At 59.2% G+C, this 16,355-nt stretch carries 15 protein-coding genes and 1 tRNA gene; 9 read left to right on the plus strand and 7 right to left on the minus strand.

The window, feature by feature from the left end; translation table 11 throughout:
- Positions 1–146 precede the first annotated feature (146 nt).
- The 4 genes from ACYVIT_RS26025 to ACYVIT_RS26040 all read left to right on the plus strand — a co-directional run bounded on the left by ACYVIT_RS26025 (position 147) and on the right by ACYVIT_RS26040 (position 4,770).
- Positions 147–1,484 (plus strand): replication-associated recombination protein A, encoded by a 1,338-nt coding sequence (locus tag ACYVIT_RS26025; RefSeq protein WP_415807060.1) that lies wholly within the window; start codon positions 147–149, stop codon positions 1,482–1,484.
- A gap of 140 nt (positions 1,485–1,624) precedes the next feature.
- Positions 1,625–2,974, plus strand: a complete 1,350-nt coding sequence (gene serS, locus ACYVIT_RS26030) for a serine--tRNA ligase (protein WP_415807061.1) — start codon at positions 1,625–1,627, stop codon at positions 2,972–2,974.
- Between the two features lie 195 nt (positions 2,975–3,169).
- Positions 3,170–4,321: an HPP family protein gene (locus ACYVIT_RS26035; protein ID WP_460478309.1), complete on the plus strand. Its 1,152-nt coding sequence runs from the start codon at positions 3,170–3,172 to the stop codon at positions 4,319–4,321.
- Positions 4,322–4,521: 200 nt separating this feature from the next.
- Entirely contained in the window at positions 4,522–4,770 is a 249-nt protein-coding gene (locus tag ACYVIT_RS26040; protein WP_415807063.1) for a hypothetical protein, read from the plus strand.
- Positions 4,771–4,984: 214 nt separating this feature from the next.
- Here the strand turns inward: ACYVIT_RS26040 and ACYVIT_RS26045 are convergent, their stop codons facing one another.
- Entirely contained in the window at positions 4,985–5,308 is a 324-nt protein-coding gene (locus ACYVIT_RS26045; protein WP_415807064.1) for a virulence factor, read from the minus strand.
- 278 nt (positions 5,309–5,586) lie between these two features.
- On the opposite strand from ACYVIT_RS26045, the gene ACYVIT_RS26050 reads away from it, so the two are divergent.
- The gene (locus ACYVIT_RS26050) at positions 5,587–5,784 is read left to right on the plus strand and encodes a hypothetical protein (protein WP_415807065.1); all 198 of its coding nucleotides are present in this window, start codon (positions 5,587–5,589) and stop codon (positions 5,782–5,784) included.
- A gap of 22 nt (positions 5,785–5,806) precedes the next feature.
- Here ACYVIT_RS26050 and ACYVIT_RS26055 read toward each other — a convergent pair whose 3' ends face one another.
- The 3 genes from ACYVIT_RS26055 to ACYVIT_RS26065 are packed head-to-tail and all read right to left on the minus strand — an operon-like array spanning position 5,807 to position 8,651.
- A complete protein-coding gene (locus ACYVIT_RS26055; protein WP_415807066.1) occupies positions 5,807–6,511 on the minus strand; it encodes a MarC family NAAT transporter in 705 nt (234 codons plus the stop codon).
- Positions 6,508–7,938, minus strand: coding sequence for a sensor histidine kinase (locus ACYVIT_RS26060; protein WP_415807067.1), 1,431 nt, complete (start codon positions 7,936–7,938; stop codon positions 6,508–6,510). Before ACYVIT_RS26060 ends, ACYVIT_RS26055 begins: the two co-directional genes overlap by 4 nt.
- Positions 7,935–8,651 carry a response regulator transcription factor gene (locus ACYVIT_RS26065; protein WP_415807068.1) on the minus strand — a complete coding sequence of 239 codons (717 nt, stop codon included), beginning with the start codon at positions 8,649–8,651 and terminating at the stop codon, positions 7,935–7,937. The genes ACYVIT_RS26060 and ACYVIT_RS26065 overlap by 4 nt, the downstream gene beginning before the upstream one ends.
- 222 nt (positions 8,652–8,873) lie before the next feature.
- Here ACYVIT_RS26065 and ACYVIT_RS26070 point away from each other — a divergent pair, with 222 nt between their 5' ends.
- A complete protein-coding gene (locus ACYVIT_RS26070; RefSeq protein ID WP_415807069.1) occupies positions 8,874–9,245 on the plus strand; it encodes a MarR family winged helix-turn-helix transcriptional regulator in 372 nt (123 codons plus the stop codon).
- Between the two features lie 31 nt (positions 9,246–9,276).
- Here ACYVIT_RS26070 and ACYVIT_RS26075 read toward each other — a convergent pair whose 3' ends face one another.
- Positions 9,277–9,930 (minus strand): YiiX/YebB-like N1pC/P60 family cysteine hydrolase, encoded by a 654-nt coding sequence (locus ACYVIT_RS26075; RefSeq protein WP_415807070.1) that lies wholly within the window; start codon positions 9,928–9,930, stop codon positions 9,277–9,279.
- Positions 9,931–10,266: 336 nt separating this feature from the next.
- Positions 10,267–10,356 (minus strand) — tRNA-Ser (locus ACYVIT_RS26080).
- Between the two features lie 223 nt (positions 10,357–10,579).
- Between ACYVIT_RS26080 and ACYVIT_RS26085 the strand changes: the two genes are divergently transcribed.
- The 3 genes from ACYVIT_RS26085 to ACYVIT_RS26095 are packed head-to-tail and all read left to right on the plus strand — an operon-like array spanning position 10,580 to position 13,402.
- Entirely contained in the window at positions 10,580–11,362 is a 783-nt protein-coding gene (locus ACYVIT_RS26085) for a 3-hydroxybutyrate dehydrogenase (protein WP_415807071.1), read from the plus strand.
- Positions 11,363–11,393: 31 nt separating this feature from the next.
- A complete protein-coding gene (yaaA, locus tag ACYVIT_RS26090) occupies positions 11,394–12,164 on the plus strand; it encodes a peroxide stress protein YaaA (protein WP_415807072.1) in 771 nt (256 codons plus the stop codon).
- Positions 12,165–12,178: 14 nt separating this feature from the next.
- Positions 12,179–13,402, plus strand: coding sequence for an MFS transporter (locus ACYVIT_RS26095; protein ID WP_415807073.1), 1,224 nt, complete (start codon positions 12,179–12,181; stop codon positions 13,400–13,402).
- Between the two features lie 123 nt (positions 13,403–13,525).
- Here ACYVIT_RS26095 and ACYVIT_RS26100 read toward each other — a convergent pair whose 3' ends face one another.
- Complete coding sequence (locus ACYVIT_RS26100) at positions 13,526–15,751, minus strand: FUSC family protein (RefSeq protein WP_415807074.1); 2,226 nt, start codon at positions 15,749–15,751, stop codon at positions 13,526–13,528.
- Positions 15,752–16,355 lie beyond the last annotated feature (604 nt).

Here is a 16,355-nt window from a genome sequence, read left to right on the forward strand (position 1 = left end):
TGTGAGAACATTATTATGAAAATAATTTACATAGGGCAGTTGGGAGTTTCCCGTAGCCATGGGCGAAACTGGCACTATCCGGCCTCAGGCGGCAGGCGTGGTGTAATGCTCGTTTTGGCCGCGTAGCGGCCTGTCGTGATTTCGTCATGAGCACCGATCTGTTCGCCACCGATCCCGCCCACAGACCCTATGTTCCGCTGGCCGAGCGGTTGCGGCCGCGTACGCTGTCCGACGTTGTCGGGCAGTCGCACCTGTTGGGGCCAGACAAGCCGCTGCGCGTGGCTTTCGAGTCCGGCCGCCCGCATTCCATGATTTTTTGGGGGCCGCCTGGAGTCGGCAAGACCACACTGGCGCGTTTGATGGCGGACGGCTTCGATGCCCAGTTCATCGCGATCTCCGCCGTATTGGGGGGCGTGAAAGACATCCGTGATGCAGTCGTCACCGCGCAGATTGCTCAAGGGCAGGGCCGCCGTACGATCTTGTTTGTCGATGAGGTCCACCGGTTTAACAAAGCTCAGCAGGATGCGTTTTTGCCCTATGTGGAAAGCGGTCTATTCACGTTCATCGGCGCGACAACGGAAAATCCTTCTTTCGAGGTGAACTCGGCCCTGTTATCGCGGGCACGTGTCTATGTGCTGCAATCGCTCAATGCCGAGGAGCTACAGCAGCTCATCGATCGCGCCATCGACGCCTTGAACGAGGGGCGCGATGACGCTGCCCGGATTCATATTCAGCCCGATGCCCGCGAGCAGCTCGCGGCGTGGGCCGATGGCGACGCGCGGCGGCTGATCAGCGCCGTAGAAGTGGTGGCGGAGTCCGCCCAGGCTGCGGGCCGCGACGAGATCGATGCGGCTTGGCTGGAAATTTCCCTATCGCAGAACTTGCGCCGCTTTGACAAGGGCGGCGATGCGTTCTACGACCAGATCAGCGCGCTGCATAAATCGGTGCGAGGATCAGACCCCGATGCAGCCCTGTACTGGTTGTCGCGCATGCTCGATGGCGGGGGCGATCCGCGCTATCTGTCCCGCCGGCTCGTGCGCATGGCGTGGGAGGACATCGGCCTGGCAGACCCGCGTGCGATGCAGATCGCCAATGACGCCGCATTGACCTACGAACGGCTGGGCAGCCCCGAGGGTGAACTGGCGCTCGGCCAGGCAGTGATTTATCTGGCCGTCGCGGCCAAGAGCAACGCGGGCTATAACGCCTACAACCAGGCCAGGGCCTTTGTAAAACAGGACAAGAGCCGCGAGGTGCCCGTGCATTTACGCAACGCACCGACCAAGCTCATGAAAGAACTCGGCTATGGCCACGCCTATCGCTACGCCCATGACGAGCCCAACGCCTATGCCGCCGGGGAAACGTATTTCCCCGAAGGGATCGGCGAGCCGCGCTGGTATCGGCCGGTGCCCCGAGGCCTGGAAATCAAAATTGCCGAAAAGCTGGCTTTCCTGAGAAAGCTGGATGAAGAAGCCGGCAAGAAATAAAAGGCTAAAATCCAGGGGTTTGCCGCGAATCGGCTTTAGCGCTTCGCCGCGAAATTGATATTTCTCATTCCAAAGCGCCTTTGGAACCGTATCGGTGGCCTTCATGCCACCGTATTTCATTAACCTGACTCCTGCCTCCCATGCTAGACCCGATCCTGCTGCGTAAAGACCTGCAAACCGTCGTAGACCGCCTCAAAACCCGTGGCGTCGAATTCGACACGCAACGGTTCAATGAGCTGGAGTCTCGCCGCAAGGCCGTCCAGACGGAAACGGAATCCTTGCAGGCACGCCGCAACGCCTTGGCCAAACAGATCGGTCAGCTCAAATCGCAAGGCCAGGATGCCTCGGCCGTGCTGGCAGAGTCGCAAGCGATTCCCGGTCAGTTAAAGCAACTCGAAGACGACCTCGCCACCGTGCAGCAGTCGCTCAACGAGTTGCTGATGTCGATTCCCAACTTGCCGCACGCGAGCGTGCCCACTGGGGCCTCGTCCGACGATAACGTCGAAGTGCGCCGTTGGCTGCCTGATCAGCCCGCTGCCGATGGTAATCCTCAGCCCCTGGCGTTCGAGCCTAAGGATCACGTTGCACTGGGCGAGCCGCTCGGCCTGGATTTCGATCTGGCGGCGAAACTTTCCGGCGCCCGTTTTTCGTTCATGCGTGGCCCGATCGCACGCCTGCATCGTGCCTTGGCCCAGTTCATGCTGGACCTCCAGACCGAGCAGCATGGCTACACCGAGTGCTATACCCCGTACATCGTGAATAGCTCCACGCTGTTTGGCACCGGCCAATTGCCCAAATTCAAGGATGACATGTTCTTTGTCTCCAAAGGCGGCGAAGACGATGATCCCAAGGTCCTGGACGATCGCGGCAATGAGGTCACCCGCGAAGACCAATACCTGATCTCTACCTCGGAAATCACGCTGACCAGCTCGGTGCGCGATACCATTGTCGCGGGCGCCGACCTGCCCATTCGCCTGACAGCCCATACGCCGTGTTTCCGTTCCGAGGCCGGCAGCGGCGGTCGCGATACACGCGGCATGATCCGCCAGCATCAGTTCGACAAAGTCGAAATGGTGCAGATCACGCATCCCGATATGTCTTACGAGGCCCTGGACGAGATGGTGGGGCATGCCGAGCATGTGCTGCAATTGCTCGAGCTGCCGTATCGCGTCGTGCTGTTGTGCACCGGTGACATGGGCTTTGGTGCGGCAAAGACCTTTGACCTCGAAGTCTGGCTGCCCGCTCAAAATACCTGGCGTGAAATTTCCTCGGTCTCGAATTGCGAAACCTTCCAGGCGCGTCGCATGCAAGCGCGTTTCCGCGTCGGCCAAGGCAAGCCCGAGTATCTGCACACGCTCAACGGCTCTGGGTTGGCGGTGGGCCGCGCCCTGGTGGCAGTACTGGAAAATCACCAGCAGGCCGATGGCAGCATCGTCGTGCCGAAAGTCCTGCAACCCTACATGGGTGGTTTGACGATTTTGCAACCTTGATATCGCCGATAGGGCCAGGGCTGCCATGGCGCGCAGCACCGGCCCTGTCACGCAGGTCCGGTCTGCATCCCAAATGAAAGTCGCGTCGTCCGGGCCCTCATGGCGTTCCTCGCGGCCGGCGCGCGCGAGCGTTCTTGTTCCTGTCTTCTCCCCGCCGTCATGGTCGCGATAAAAACTTCGCTTTATTCCTGGTTGATGCGTTTCTGGCCTCAACCATTACACGTCCATGGGCGAGAGCGTATCCGGGCCTGCGCAGGAGCTTTGTTGGGGCTGACCGTCACCGGCGTGCTGTCGAGTGCCTTCGGCCATTCAGGGCAGCATTTTCTCTTGATCGCGCCCATGGGGGCCTCGGCCGTCCTGTTGTTTGCCGTGCCATCCAGCCCCTTGGCGCAGCCTTGGTCTTTGATCGGCGGCAATCTGGTGGCGGCTCTGGTGGGTGTCACCGCCGCGAAATGGTTGCCAGATCCACTGATGGCGGCATCGGTGGCTGTCGCCGTGTCTATCGCATTCATGTTCTTGTTGCGTTGTGTGCATCCGCCGTCGGGCGCGGTCGCATTGACGGCGGTGCTGGGCGATAGTGCGGTGCATTCGGCCGGGTACGCCTTTGTGCTCGAACCAGTGCTGCTGAATTCGTGCATCATCCTGATCTGCGCGTTGTTCTATCACGGGATCACTCGCCATCATTACCCGCACGTGTTGTCTCGCAAGGACGATGAGGCTGCCGTAGAGGACGAGTGGGCGGGTTTCATGCGCCAGGATATCGAGGAAATCCTGGACGAGCGGGACGAGTTGCTCTCGGTCGATTCCGAGGACATCTACCTGGTGCTGCGCGAGGCAGTCGCTCGCGCTCACGAACGCCGTACCAAAAGCGTACGTTGCAGTGATGTGATGGTGCCTGCCGTGGCGACCTTGCGGCCAACCACCACTATGCGTCAAGCCTGGAAGGTACTGAAGCGTCTCGACGTTCCAGGACTGCCGGTGACCGACGGAGCAGGGCGTTATCAGGGAATGGTGACGCTAGTCGATCTGTTATTGAGGGCACGTTCGTCGGGCCGGGGTGGCTGGGCGCTTTGGCCTGGGGCTGCCGGACTGGGAACGCCGCTGCGTGAGGTGTTGTCCACCGACGCGCCGACGGTTACGCCCCAGACCCTTTTGTCTGTTGCCGCGCCGAAAGTCCTGGGCTCCTCTGCGCACTGCGTGCCAGTGATTGATGGCCTGGGCACGCTGCGCGGCGTGGTAACGCCAGCGCAGTTGGTTCATGATAGCTATCTGGACAACCTGGGCTTGCCGCTGAGCTCGCCCTCAGCGGAGTCTTCGGTCATCCGGCCCACTCACATCGCAATCTAGCTGCCAGCGTGTCGGCTGCACGAATTTCCCGGCCGGTTGCCATATTTCTGTCGTGTTGCCTCAGTATCCTTCCACTCATTCTCTGATCTTTGATGTCAGCAAATGTGTGTGCGTAAAATAGGGCCGCATCTTTGAGGCACAATATGCACCGCCCGTCCAAACGGGAAATTGCTGTCAACGATTGAAGGGGGTAAATAGAGATGAGTTCGAGGATGATCGGTGATTTTCGGGTGCGTTGTGATGTCGTCGAAGACGATGAACTAGGCTTCAAAGTGCGAGTCTGGACTCGCCGCGTTGGAGGCACTGCTCCCGAAAAAAGCTGGCCTGTACCGGGTCAGTCGCCGTTCTCAACCCGCACCGAAGCCGAGCAGGGCAGCCTGCAGGTCTTCGAGGGCATCAATGGAGTGAGATTCAATGGTGAACCAGAGTTCGCGCACGCGTCCGCATAACGGCTGGTGGCGTGCGCCCAGCACCCCGCGGCGCATGCCCAGCAAGCCTGTGCCCGTCAGTGATCAAGCGGCCAGCTGAGCAAATAATTCGTCCGCGCGGCGACGCGCAGCAGATCAATAACCGTTTGATTTGTGGGCAACCCGCTTGCCAGCCAATAAAAAAGGGCGGCATTGACATGCCGCCCTATGTACTGCAGAGGTTGTAGCCGAGAAATCAATCGTCGTAATGACGATGACGGTGGTGGTGGCGACCGTGGCCCTTCCATTTGTGCCCATGCTTGCCGCGCCAGTGGCGGTGGCCGTCTCCGTAGTAATAAACCGGTGCCGGGCGAACATAACGCGGCGCCCGATAGACCACTGGCGGGTCGTAATACACGGGCCGGGGTTCGACGTAGACCGGTTGCGGCGCCACATACACCGGCGCAGGGTAAATGATGCCCGGCAAACCGATAGAGACGCCAATATCGACGCGTGCCATGGCGGCGCTCGACATCAGCAGCCCCGCAGCGCTGATACCGGCAATAAACCACTTCTTCATATGCACCTGCCTTGCTGCTGGAAGCAGCCGAGTTGATAGGACGGCCCTATTTTCGGGTTTTTCCTCATCCAGAACGTGAACGAACGTGCTGCAATAGCGACAATCCGCTACAGGCCGGTTCTGCTCAACAGCAAAATTGATGCGTTGCAGCGCGAAGACTTGAGTCATCTCAGCAGGGCGGGGCAGCCCGCTGTAATTGACTGAAATTTCCTTGGTAAACTGGCGCTCAGACGCTGTCGTTACATTTAAACACCAAGGTTTGTCGATATACTGGACTCATGGAAACGAAAACCCACGATCTCAAGCCCGGCTACTACTGGTACACCATGGAGAGCGATCCCCTTGCCGTCATTCATATCCATGACGACGGAGGCGCAACCCTGATGGGAACGGACTATAGACTGCAAGCTCAGGGCGTTGCCGACATGATCCAGCAAGGCGAGCGGTTTTTCTGGATTGAGCCCCCAGTCTTGTAATGGGACCAGGGCGGCCATCTGCCTAAGCCGGCACGGGCTTTCCGATTAATTCAAAAACGCCATTGATGCCGAACTGCACCCCCATGCAGATCAACAAAAAGCCCATCACGCGCGATATGGCGTCGATGCCTGACTGACCCAGCACGTGATTGATACGCTCTGCGCTGCGTAGGCAAATCCAGAAAATCGCGGCCACCAGCGCTGCGACCACAATGACCGCCAAGTGCTCGCTGATTCTCAAGCCGCCTTCGCTGTGCATGGTGGAGGCGCTGCTGATGATCAGGGCAATCGTGCCGGGCCCTGCTGTACCTGGCAGCGCCAGAGGGATAAACGAAATATCGCGCGGGGGCGGCCGATGCGGTCCGTGGGGCGTGTCGATATGGACGGCGGGTTCGTTTGGCGCCATATCTATCTGCACGGCTGCCTCAGTTTGGTTGATATCGGGGAACAGCATGCCGAAACCGATATAGGCCACAATCAAGCCGCCTGCGATGCGCAGGCCGGGAATTGAGATTCCAAACCCCGTCATGATCGCGTTACCGGCATAGAAACACACCAAAATAATGCCCGCTACGTAAAACGTGGCCCGATCGACCTGACGGTTGCGCTCCTCGCGGGTATACCCCCGGCTCAACGCCAGCAAAAGGGTGACGCTAGTCAAAGGGTTGGCGACGGGCAGCAAGGTGAACAGCCCCAGTCCCACCAGTTTCAGAAAATCCAGTATCAAGCGACGTCTCCGGAAATGGGCTGGTGTTTGGGCGGAGCCGATTTGGCGTCCGTCCCCTGGGGAAACTGCAACCGCACACATAGCCCTGGTTCGGCATTGTGGAGCGTCATCTGGCCAGCATGCAAGCGGGCAATCGCCATGACGGTCGCCAGCCCTAGTCCGTATCCCGGCACATGTTGATGCGCGCGGTAAAAGCGCTCGCCAATCCGGTGGATCTTGTCGGCGGGAATGCCGGGGCCGTTGTCCGTCACCGTCAGTGTCGTGTGGTGTGCGGTCTGCGCGACCTCGATGTGGATGCGTGCGCCGTGGCCCGCGTATTTCAGGGCATTGTCCACCAGCGTCACCAGTGCACCCGCGAGCAAGTCCGGATCGCCGCGCAGAGGGGCGGGCCCACTGGTTTGCAGGGTGAGCCGAGCGTCTTGTTCCTCGGCCACCGCTTCGTACAAATCGGCGACGTCTGCCGCGATGACATCCAGGTGTACCGGTTCGAAATGTTTGCGTCGCGCGCCCGACTCCAGCTCCGCGATCTGGAGCAATTTCTCCGAGATTTTGACCAGGTCATCGAGTTCGGCCGACAGGCGGTCAACGTTTGCCCGAATATCTTGCCGCGTCGCCGTGTTCCAGTCTATGGTGCGCAACCGCACCTGCATACGTGTCAATGGCGTGCGCAACTGGTGCGCCACCGCATCCGAGACATTGCGTACCCCATGCATGAGCCGTTCGATGCGATCCAGCATGCCGTTGATGTCGCTGGACAGCAGCGCAAATTCATCTTGTTTGGGGTGTTCGGGAATGCGCTGTCCCCATTGGCCTGCGCCAAACTGAGCGGCCGTGTGGCGGATTACCTCGACACGGCGCTGCAAGACCCGGCGAAACAACGCAGCGCCCAGCAAGACGAGCAGCGCGATCACTCCCGTTGCTGCCAGACTGACCTTCTGAATCACGTCAGTCAGGTCATAGAGATCGCGTAGATCGTGGCCGATGATCAGGATCGAACCATCGCGCAGCCTGCGTGCCACCAGATAGCCGTGCGCAGGTTCTCCTCGTAGCAGCACTGAACGCATCACTCCGCTGCCATTGAGCGGAGCATCGCTGGGGTCCCACGCAATATTGCCCACCAGCATACGGCCGACCGGATCCAGCAGCATGAACATCTCTGTGTCGCTGTTGACGTGATCGGCCATTTCCAGCGATATCTCGCGCGCCAGGCCGGGCAGCCCGCCTTGCTCGAAATGCGCGTTCAAGCGCTGGGCTGTGATCTGGACTTGGCGCGAGAACTGCGCTTCCAGGATTTTCACGCTCTGGTAATACACAAACATCAGGGACAGCAATGACGTCAACAACGCCAGAATGCTGTAGTTCAGCGTCAGGCGAAATGCGACCGAGCTCCAGATGGCGCCCAGCATCTGTCCCAGGCGGCGAATCACGCGGGGCCCTGTTTGCCGTCGCCTTCAATGTGGGGCTGCGCAGACAATCGATAACCCACGCCGCGCACCGTATGAATCAATGGCCTATCCGTGTCGCCATCGATTTTTTGCCGTAACCGGCTGATGTGCACGTCAATGACGTTGGTTTGGGGGTCGTAGCGATAGCCCCAGACCGTAGCCAGCAGCATGGTGCGTGTCAGCACCTGATCGGCGTTATTCATCATGTAGGCCAGCAGTTTGTATTCGCGTGGCTGCAGGGCGATCTGGCGGCCGCCTCGCGTCACGCGTCCGCTGACCAGATCGACAGACAAGTCCGCGACGGTCAACTGGCGCTTTTCGTATTGGGGTGAAGAACGGCGTATCAGCGCCTCAACCCGTGCCGCCAACTCTGGAAAGGCAAAAGGTTTGGTCAGATAGTCGTCGCCGCCCGCTTTCAGCCCCCGGACTCGTTCGTCCAACGCCGTCAGCGCGCTGAGTACCAGCACCGGCGTTTTCTTGCCCAATGCTCGCAGAGACCACAAAATCGACAGCCCATCGACGTCATTGGGCAACATACGGTCCAGAATGATGGCATCCCAATTTTCCGCGGTGGCACGTTGCAACGCGGTGGGACCGTCCATGCTGATGACCGGGTCATAGCCCAGTTCCTTCAGTCCATTAGCGATATAGCGGGCATTATCGGCGTCGTCTTCGACGATCAGGCAGCGCCACATGGTTCCCCCCTTTAATCATGGAAAGAGCTGTAGCGGCGCATTCTAACGTACGTGCCGGCATGCTCTGGGGCAGCATAGAGCCTGGCCGGCAACATTGCCAATCCTTAATGATTCCGTAATGACCATCACTGTCATAGCATGCGTAACATCGTCGGTGCTATGGATACTCTTGCCTCTCACGCATTTGAACAGCGCACTGCGCTACAGTCGTCGGATTTCGCCATGTTGGCCGATTTCCGATACGAATTGCGCCGTTTCGCGCTGTTCAGCGAGTCAGAAGCTCAGGCACACGGCCTGGCGCCTCAGCAGCATCAGGCACTACTGGCGATCAAAGGCCTGGCGGTGGCTCCTACCGTGACCGAGCTATCTCAGCGTCTTTGCATCAAGTCGCACACCGCTGCCGAACTCGTCAGCCGGTTGGCGCACATGGGAATGATCACACGCCAGGCCGACCCCAGAGACGGACGCCGTGCGTTGCTGCACCTGACTCCCTTGGCCGAGCGTACCCTGGAATCCCTGTCGGCAGTGCACCAAGAACAACTGCAGAACATTCGTCCCTTGCTATTGGGGTTGCTCGAGAAATTCAGTCAATAGGACTTGAGGTGGTTGTCCTCTTTACCGAGGATTATTCTTGCCGGAAATTGCTGAATATCCGCGTGACTTGAGGGTCGGCCGCGATACTGGCTGGCGTGACCAGCAGCTGCGCTTGTATTCGCCGCCAGCATCCGGCCTGGTCAGTAGCCTGGCAATCAGGATGTTTTTCCCAGCGTGCCAAGAACAATGTCCGGACTGCTGGATTGTCTATGGCCAGCGTGCCGAAACGCTCTGTTTTGCCGAGCGTAATTCCTGCCGCCTTGAACGCATAATAGGGCAACTCGCTGCAATAGATCGCATCCGGTTCGAGACGAAAAAAAATATCGTAGGGACGGCCCGTATAACGTGATGCCTCGGCAAGCGCTGTCTGGATGCCCTCAGGCGTAGCGGTGTTCAACCGATAGACCGCATACTGACCCTGCTGGCCGCGCGCCAGGAACTTGGTCAGAGGGGTCTCGCTGACCGTGCGCGCCGCCTCGATGACCACGGGGCCGGAGGGTGTCAGCCGAACAATGCCCATGTGGGTGTAGTGGCTCTTTGTGGCAGTGCGGATCGCAGTAGACTGCGGCCCGGCGGAGTCCTGGAAAACCAGGTCGCCCGTGCGCCACTCGGTAAAGTCATGGGCGTGCGCTGGCAGAGTGGTTAATGCGAGCGGCAGGAAGATAGTGGCAAAACGGGTGGGCATAGTGAGGATGAGCGATATGCGCTAGCGCCGCAATCTCGGTCGAGCGTGATGACCAGGTTATCTTTATCGGGATTTTTGTCGTGCAACGCCCGCGGCTATGTGCGGACGCCGAGCATTGCCATGCATACCAGAGGTCAGTTCGCGCTGGCATCCCACGCATAGTAGTCGAAGGCTCGTTCAATGATACCGGCTACCCACTTGACCTTGTATCCCGCGCGCAGTCTGGAATGCTGAAGATTGTCAATCACAGGCTGGGGGGCGTTGTTGCCTAGATTAAGTGCGCAAAACAAAAGGCCCCTTGCGGGGCCTGATCGTATTCCAAGTAATTGATTTACCTGGCGGAGAGGGTGGGATTCGAACCCACGATACGCCTAAACGTATACCGGATTTCGAGTCCGGCGCATTCGACCACTCTGCCACCTCTCCGGCGGTGCTGTACGGGTTATTTATCGATCGGCACCATGGTCTCGCACCGATGAACGTAGAGCAGCAAAGCCAAGCATTATACCTGAATTTTTCGCAAAGCAACAAGCCCTGTTATGTCCCCGCTGCGGGTGGGGCCTAGGGCGGTTGTCATGCTGAGGCCAGTTACACTTGGACTCAGCGTTGGCCAGCAGGCCGCGGCCCGATCTCACACAGGAGAACTTGCATGCTCAAAGGAAAAGTTGCGGTTGTTACCGGCTCCACCAGCGGTATCGGTTTGGGTATTGCCACGGCTTTCGCGCAACAGGGCGCGGATATTGTGCTCAATGGTTTTGGCGATGCTGCTGAGATTGAAAAATTGCGGGCCGACCTCGCCAGCCAGTGTGGCGTGAACGTTCTTTATGACGGCGCCGATCTGTCCAAGGGCGAAGCCGTGCGTCAACTCGTGGCCAATACCGTGCAATCGTTGGGACGCATCGATATTCTGGTGAACAACGCCGGCATCCAGCACACCGCGCTCATCGAGGACTTCCCCGTCGAAAAATGGGATGCCATTCTGGCGCTGAATCTGTCGGCGGTCTTCCACGGCAGCGCCGCGGCGCTGCCCCATATGAAAAAGCAAGGCTGGGGGCGCATCATCAATATTGCCTCTGCACACGGGTTGGTTGGTTCGCCGAATAAATCGGCCTATGTGGCTGCTAAACACGGCGTGGTGGGATTGACCAAAGTGACTGCGTTGGAAACTGCGGGCAGCGGCGTGACGGCGAATGCGATTTGCCCTGGGTGGGTGCGTACACCGTTGGTCGAAAAACAGATCACGGCCTTGGCGGAACAGCATCATGTAGATCAGGATGAAGCCGCTCGCGACCTGCTGAGCGAAAAGCAGCCATCGCTGCAGTTCGTCACGCCCGAGCAGCTCGGTGGGACGGCCGTATTTCTGGCGTCCGACGCTGCTGCGCAGATCACGGGTACGACCGTTTCGGTAGACGGCGGCTGGACCGCGCGCTAACTATTTCTAATCGATCAAGGAACTCTGGCACATGCTGTTCTTGCTTTCCCCCGCCAAAAAATTGGATTACGACACGCCGGTTCACATCGAACAGCACACGCAACCCCTGTTCGTGGATCAGGCAGCCGGATTGATCAAGGTCTTGAAAAAGCTGTCGGCGTCGCAGGTGTCAGATCTGATGAGTTTGAGCCCTGCTTTGGCAGAGCTGAACGTCAATCGCTATGGCGCATGGACGACGAAGTTCACGCAGCACAATTCGCGTCAGGCCGTGCTGGCCTTTAATGGCGATGTCTACGAGGGCCTGCAGGCCGAAAGCCTGTCGGCGGCCCGCCTGGAATGGGCGCAAGAACATGTCGCCATCCTCAGTGGGTTGTACGGTGTGCTGCGCCCATTGGATTTGATGCAGCCGTACCGGCTGGAAATGGGTACGCGCTTGGTCACGCCCAAAGGCAAAAACCTGTACGAATATTGGGGTTCCACCATTGCGGACTATCTGAATGAGCGCCTCGCCACCCAGAAAACCCCGATCATCGTGAATCTGGCGTCCGAGGAATATTTCAAATCGGTCGACCAAAAAGTCCTCAAGGCGCGCGTGGTGCAGTGCGTTTTTCAGGATTGGAAAAACGGCGCCTGGAAAGTCATCAGCTTTCATGCCAAACGTGCGCGCGGATTGATGGCGCGATACGCCATTGAGCACAAGGTCTCCAAACCGGAAGGCCTGCAGAAGTTCAACGTCGAGGGTTACGCCTATGATGGCGCTGCCTCCAGCGCGGACAAACTGGTGTTTCGACGCAAGCTTTAATACGTCGCTCAACTATGTCCGCTGGATTGCGCGTTTTTCTGTTTTTCTCGCTGGGGTACCTGGTTTCGTACCTGTTTCGTGGCGTCAATATCGGTTTCGGGCCCATTCTGGCGCAGGAACTGCATCTGACTGCCGGAGACCTGGGGACGTTGACGAGCCTGTATTTTCTGGGGTTTTCGTTGATGCAAATTCCCGCAGGCGTGTTTCTGGACACATGGGGACCTCGGCGGGTTAATGCACTGATGCTGCTCGTCGCGGCGGCGGGCACCTTGGTTTATGGCTTGTCGGAAACGTTGACGGGCCTCATGGTCGGCCGCTTGTTGATTGGCGCTGGGGTTTGTGTATGTCTGGGCGCGGCCTTTCAGGCTTTGGCGCAAACCTTTCCATTGGCGCGTCTGCCCATGATCAACGGCCTGGTCATGGCTGTTGGCGGCTTGGGCGGCGTACTTGTCGGGTCACCGCTTTCCTGGGCGTTGCACAGCAGTTCGTGGCAGGCGATCAGTATCGGATTGGCAGGTTTCACCGTGGCGGTGGCGGCGTTGATCTGGTTTGGTGCGCCGCGCGAAAGCGCGCATCATCGCAGGGCGCCCAGTTTGTCGTCACAGCTGCGTGGCACGTGGACCTTGTTGCGTGATGCGCGGTATTGGCGCCTGGTGTCCTTGCCGGTGATGACGGGCGGCGCGTTTTACGGTGTGCAGTCGTTGTGGGTGCGACCCTATCTCACCGATGTCAATGGTCTGGATGCCGCGCATGCGGCAGGTTTGGTGTCGTTGATGGGCTTTGCCATGATGGCCGGAAATGTAGGGCTGGGTGTCATGGCTCGCCGCATGGAACGCCTGGGATTGGGGTTGTATGGGTTTGGCGGGGTATGCATGGTGTTGTTCATGCTGACTCAGGCGTTGATCATGCTGCGTGCGCCCGTTCCGCTGGAAATGCTGTGGGCTGGCTATGGCGCGTTCGGCTCGGCCAACATCCTGGTTTACGCCTTCCTGGCGGGCGAGTTTCCACCCGAGTTGCTGGGCCGCGTCGCATCAACGACGAATTTGCTGATGTTCTTGACGATCTTTTTGTGCCAGGTCGGTATCGGCTGGGTGGTTGACTTATGGCCGGGACAAGGCGGTATGTATCCGCCGGCCGCACACTTGGCTGCCTGGGGGATCGTGCTGGCCCTGCAGGCAGCGGCTGCGGTTTGGTATTTCTGGCCGCAGAAGGGCGGCAACCGGCAGCCTGCTGTGTGACGCGTGCAGTGCATGGCAAGCGCGGCACCATCGATGCCGTGTGTTGTCGCGTATGGCGACTTCAGCGCTCGTGGCCACTCGGGCAATGGCGGCTGCGCCCTGGTGGCCGTGCGGCCTGTGCAATCAAGACTGAGCGGGTACGGCAGACGGGCGGCTTTGCGGCGGATCGGCGACCGCTGTCATTTCCTGGCGGATTTGCGTCGATGCGCGCAGCATTTGCTTGATGGGATAGGCCAGCGCCGCCAGTTCGCCCGTAGTGTCGAATTGAGTGGGCAAGTCTGTCGATGCCGGGCTGCTGTCGTCAAGCAAATCGACCATGCCCTTTAGCGCTTTGCGCATCGGTTCGGGGGTTTCTTTCAGCCCCGTGAGCAAGGGAATGGCCGCTGTGATCTGCGAGGCCATGATGTGGTTTTGAATGAGCAGATTGTTGAATTCCGGCACGTTCACTTGATGAGAGCGCGGCTCGCTCATCATGCGATAGAACGCCTCGGCATAATTGCTGAAGGCAATGTGCACGTTCTTGCGTGCGAGGCGCCAGGCGATATCGGCCTGGGCGGGTGAGGGCACGTCGTCTGATGGCGCCATGCCCGCGTTTGCCGCCTGCATGGCTCTGACGTAACTCATTCCCGTACGCAAGTATTCGCGATTCGCGTTGGTGGCTGCGCGTGCCAGCGGTTTCATATAGCGCGCTTCCCACCAGGGCAATACATAGCTGCATATAAGCGCAATGGCGCAGCCCATTGCGGTATCGAGCGCCCGTTCGCCGATCACGGCCATGGACACTGTGCCTGGCGCGACGAAGTGAAACACCATCACCACGAACAACGTATTAAATATCGCGCTCGCCATGTAGTTCAGTTGCAGCATGCTATTGCCCATGACGCAGGCAACGAGCAGCACGGCAAACAGGATGGTCGGGTGAGTTGTGACGCGAAATAGCGCCAGTGCCAACAGGCAGCCGATCAATGTTCCCATCAGGCGCCAGCCGTTGCGTTGCCGGGTCAACGCAAAGCCGGGCTTCATGATGATGATGATCGTGAGCAGCACCCAGTAGCTATGTGCCGAAGATACCTGCGGGGTCATCCACTGGCCGATCAATCCCATTGCCAGCGCCGCAGCCAGGGTGACCCGCACGGCATACCGGAAATACGGGGAATCCAGGCGCAAATTGCTGGTGATCATGCCGATGCGCAGCTCTTGGCGGGACATGAACTGCGTCAGCGATTTATCGATACGCAGCTCATCGGTAGGTTGTGCATCCGTGCGCGCGTCGGTATGGTCGGCCAGTTTGTTCACGATGCGCGAGGCGTTGCGCAGCCGTCGTAGTACTTGCACGATGAGGGCTAGCGTTTCGGGTTCGCGTTCGCTCATGCCCTGTTGTTTGAACTGTTCGATTTCGTATTCGATGGCGCGCAATTCAGCCTTGGGACTGCTGCGATACTGCACGGCGCGTCCGCGCGATACATCCAGCGCGATTCGGTTCAATTCCAGCGACATTTTGACCAGCGCGTCACGCATGAACAGCAGGCAATCATGGCCGGCTAGTACCCGGCGTAACGAGGCATAGTCCGTATGCGAGGCGACGAGTGTATCGAGCAACTGGAGCATGTTGACAAACATGTTCCACAGCATGACGCGCTCACTGTCGCCGTAGCCGCGTCCTCGTGGCAGTGTGCGCAGCACGATATCGCGCGCTGACTGGTGTTTTTCCGTCATCACGGATTGTGATTGGATCAACTCGCGGTAGATGTCGTCCAGATCGGTCGTTTCATCGTAAAAGCGGCTGCGTGCAGCCATATAGTCCGCCGTGGCAAATAGCGCTACGGACATGGCCTGACGCTCTTCGCGCAGCCAGAACACGCGGCTGAACGCCAAGCTGAAGGCCAGGTAAAACAGTGCGCCTCCCAAGGTCGCCAATGCATGGGGCAGTACTTGGCTCGGCGTCATCGGCGAATGCATGGTCAGCGTCATGATCAGCAGCCCGCCGAAACCGATCAGGCCGCCGCGTTTGCCGAAGACTGAAAACATCGAAAAAATAAAGCATTGGCCGATGATCGCCAGCCACAACAGCACGGGATAGGTTGAGACCGCGCCGGTGATCGCGACTGCCATCGTGGCCAATAGCGCGCCGCCGAGCATTTCATTGGTGCGGTGCCGTTGGGGGCCGCCGGGCTGATCGATGATGGCCAGGCACTGCGCGCCAAACGTCGCCACTAGGCCATAGGCATATTCGCCAAAGATGCCGCCCAGCACCAACACGGGCAGCAACATGCCCACCCCTTGCCGTACCCCGCCAAAAAAGTAGTGGCTGTAGAGAAAGCGCGGAATACTGGCAATGCGAAAGTCCATGAACGGGCCGCTCTGTAGATGCGATGATGCAAGTATAGAAACAAGTGCGGGGCGTGGGGGAGGCGTTAGCTGCATCTAGGAGCCGAGGAGGGTTCTTAAGCCGTTTGCTGCGGCCCGGCAGTGGGGGCAGGCGGGACTGGTCGGCTGACTCGTCCCCTGAACGGGGACTCGGCCTGCGTCCGTGACTCCTCGGCGGGCCGGGGGCCAAACTCGCTCCGCTGCGCTCCTCTCAAACATGGCCCCCGGACTGCCCCCGCCGAGGAGTCACGGACTGGGCAGCCTCCAACAGTCCCGCCTGCCCCCACTGCCGGGCCGCAGCAAACTCACGGTTGAAGAATCGCGTTGCGCTCCGGATGAGGCTTTCTTTTTTATGGGGTCGGATGAGTGTGGGGAATATGCTAATCGCCGATTTGCTCCTAATGCCGCAACGCGGTAAATTCGCTCTCTTGCGCCAGTCTGCCTATCCGATGCTGGTGCTCAGGCAAGCGTGCCGCCCAGACTACATTCCAGGCGGTGCGCCCTAGTTAATACTTGCTGTTGGCCGCGTCACAAGCGTGTGTTGCCAAGGCTTCCATTTCGACCTCGAACGTCCCCGTGGGGCGTT

The sequence above is a fragment of the Bordetella muralis genome (genome assembly GCF_054781015.1).

What these genes read in the sequence shown, in the direction of transcription:
- ACYVIT_RS26025 (WP_415807060.1), top strand. Translation starts at nt 147, where the DNA reads ATGAGCACCGATCTGTTCGCCACCGATCCCGCCCACAGACCCTATGTT.
- serS (WP_415807061.1), top strand. Translation starts at nt 1,625, where the DNA reads ATGCTAGACCCGATCCTGCTGCGTAAAGACCTGCAAACCGTCGTAGAC.
- ACYVIT_RS26035 (WP_460478309.1), top strand. Translation starts at nt 3,170, where the DNA reads ATGCGTTTCTGGCCTCAACCATTACACGTCCATGGGCGAGAGCGTATC.
- ACYVIT_RS26040 (WP_415807063.1), top strand. Translation starts at nt 4,522, where the DNA reads ATGAGTTCGAGGATGATCGGTGATTTTCGGGTGCGTTGTGATGTCGTC.
- ACYVIT_RS26045 (WP_415807064.1), bottom strand. Translation starts at nt 5,308, where the DNA reads ATGAAGAAGTGGTTTATTGCCGGTATCAGCGCTGCGGGGCTGCTGATG.
- ACYVIT_RS26050 (WP_415807065.1), top strand. Translation starts at nt 5,587, where the DNA reads ATGGAAACGAAAACCCACGATCTCAAGCCCGGCTACTACTGGTACACC.
- ACYVIT_RS26065 (WP_415807068.1), bottom strand. Translation starts at nt 8,651, where the DNA reads ATGTGGCGCTGCCTGATCGTCGAAGACGACGCCGATAATGCCCGCTAT.
- ACYVIT_RS26070 (WP_415807069.1), top strand. Translation starts at nt 8,874, where the DNA reads ATGTTGGCCGATTTCCGATACGAATTGCGCCGTTTCGCGCTGTTCAGC.
- ACYVIT_RS26075 (WP_415807070.1), bottom strand. Translation starts at nt 9,930, where the DNA reads ATGCCCACCCGTTTTGCCACTATCTTCCTGCCGCTCGCATTAACCACT.
- ACYVIT_RS26085 (WP_415807071.1), top strand. Translation starts at nt 10,580, where the DNA reads ATGCTCAAAGGAAAAGTTGCGGTTGTTACCGGCTCCACCAGCGGTATC.
- yaaA (WP_415807072.1), top strand. Translation starts at nt 11,394, where the DNA reads ATGCTGTTCTTGCTTTCCCCCGCCAAAAAATTGGATTACGACACGCCG.
- ACYVIT_RS26095 (WP_415807073.1), top strand. Translation starts at nt 12,179, where the DNA reads ATGTCCGCTGGATTGCGCGTTTTTCTGTTTTTCTCGCTGGGGTACCTG.
- ACYVIT_RS26100 (WP_415807074.1), bottom strand. Translation starts at nt 15,751, where the DNA reads ATGGACTTTCGCATTGCCAGTATTCCGCGCTTTCTCTACAGCCACTAC.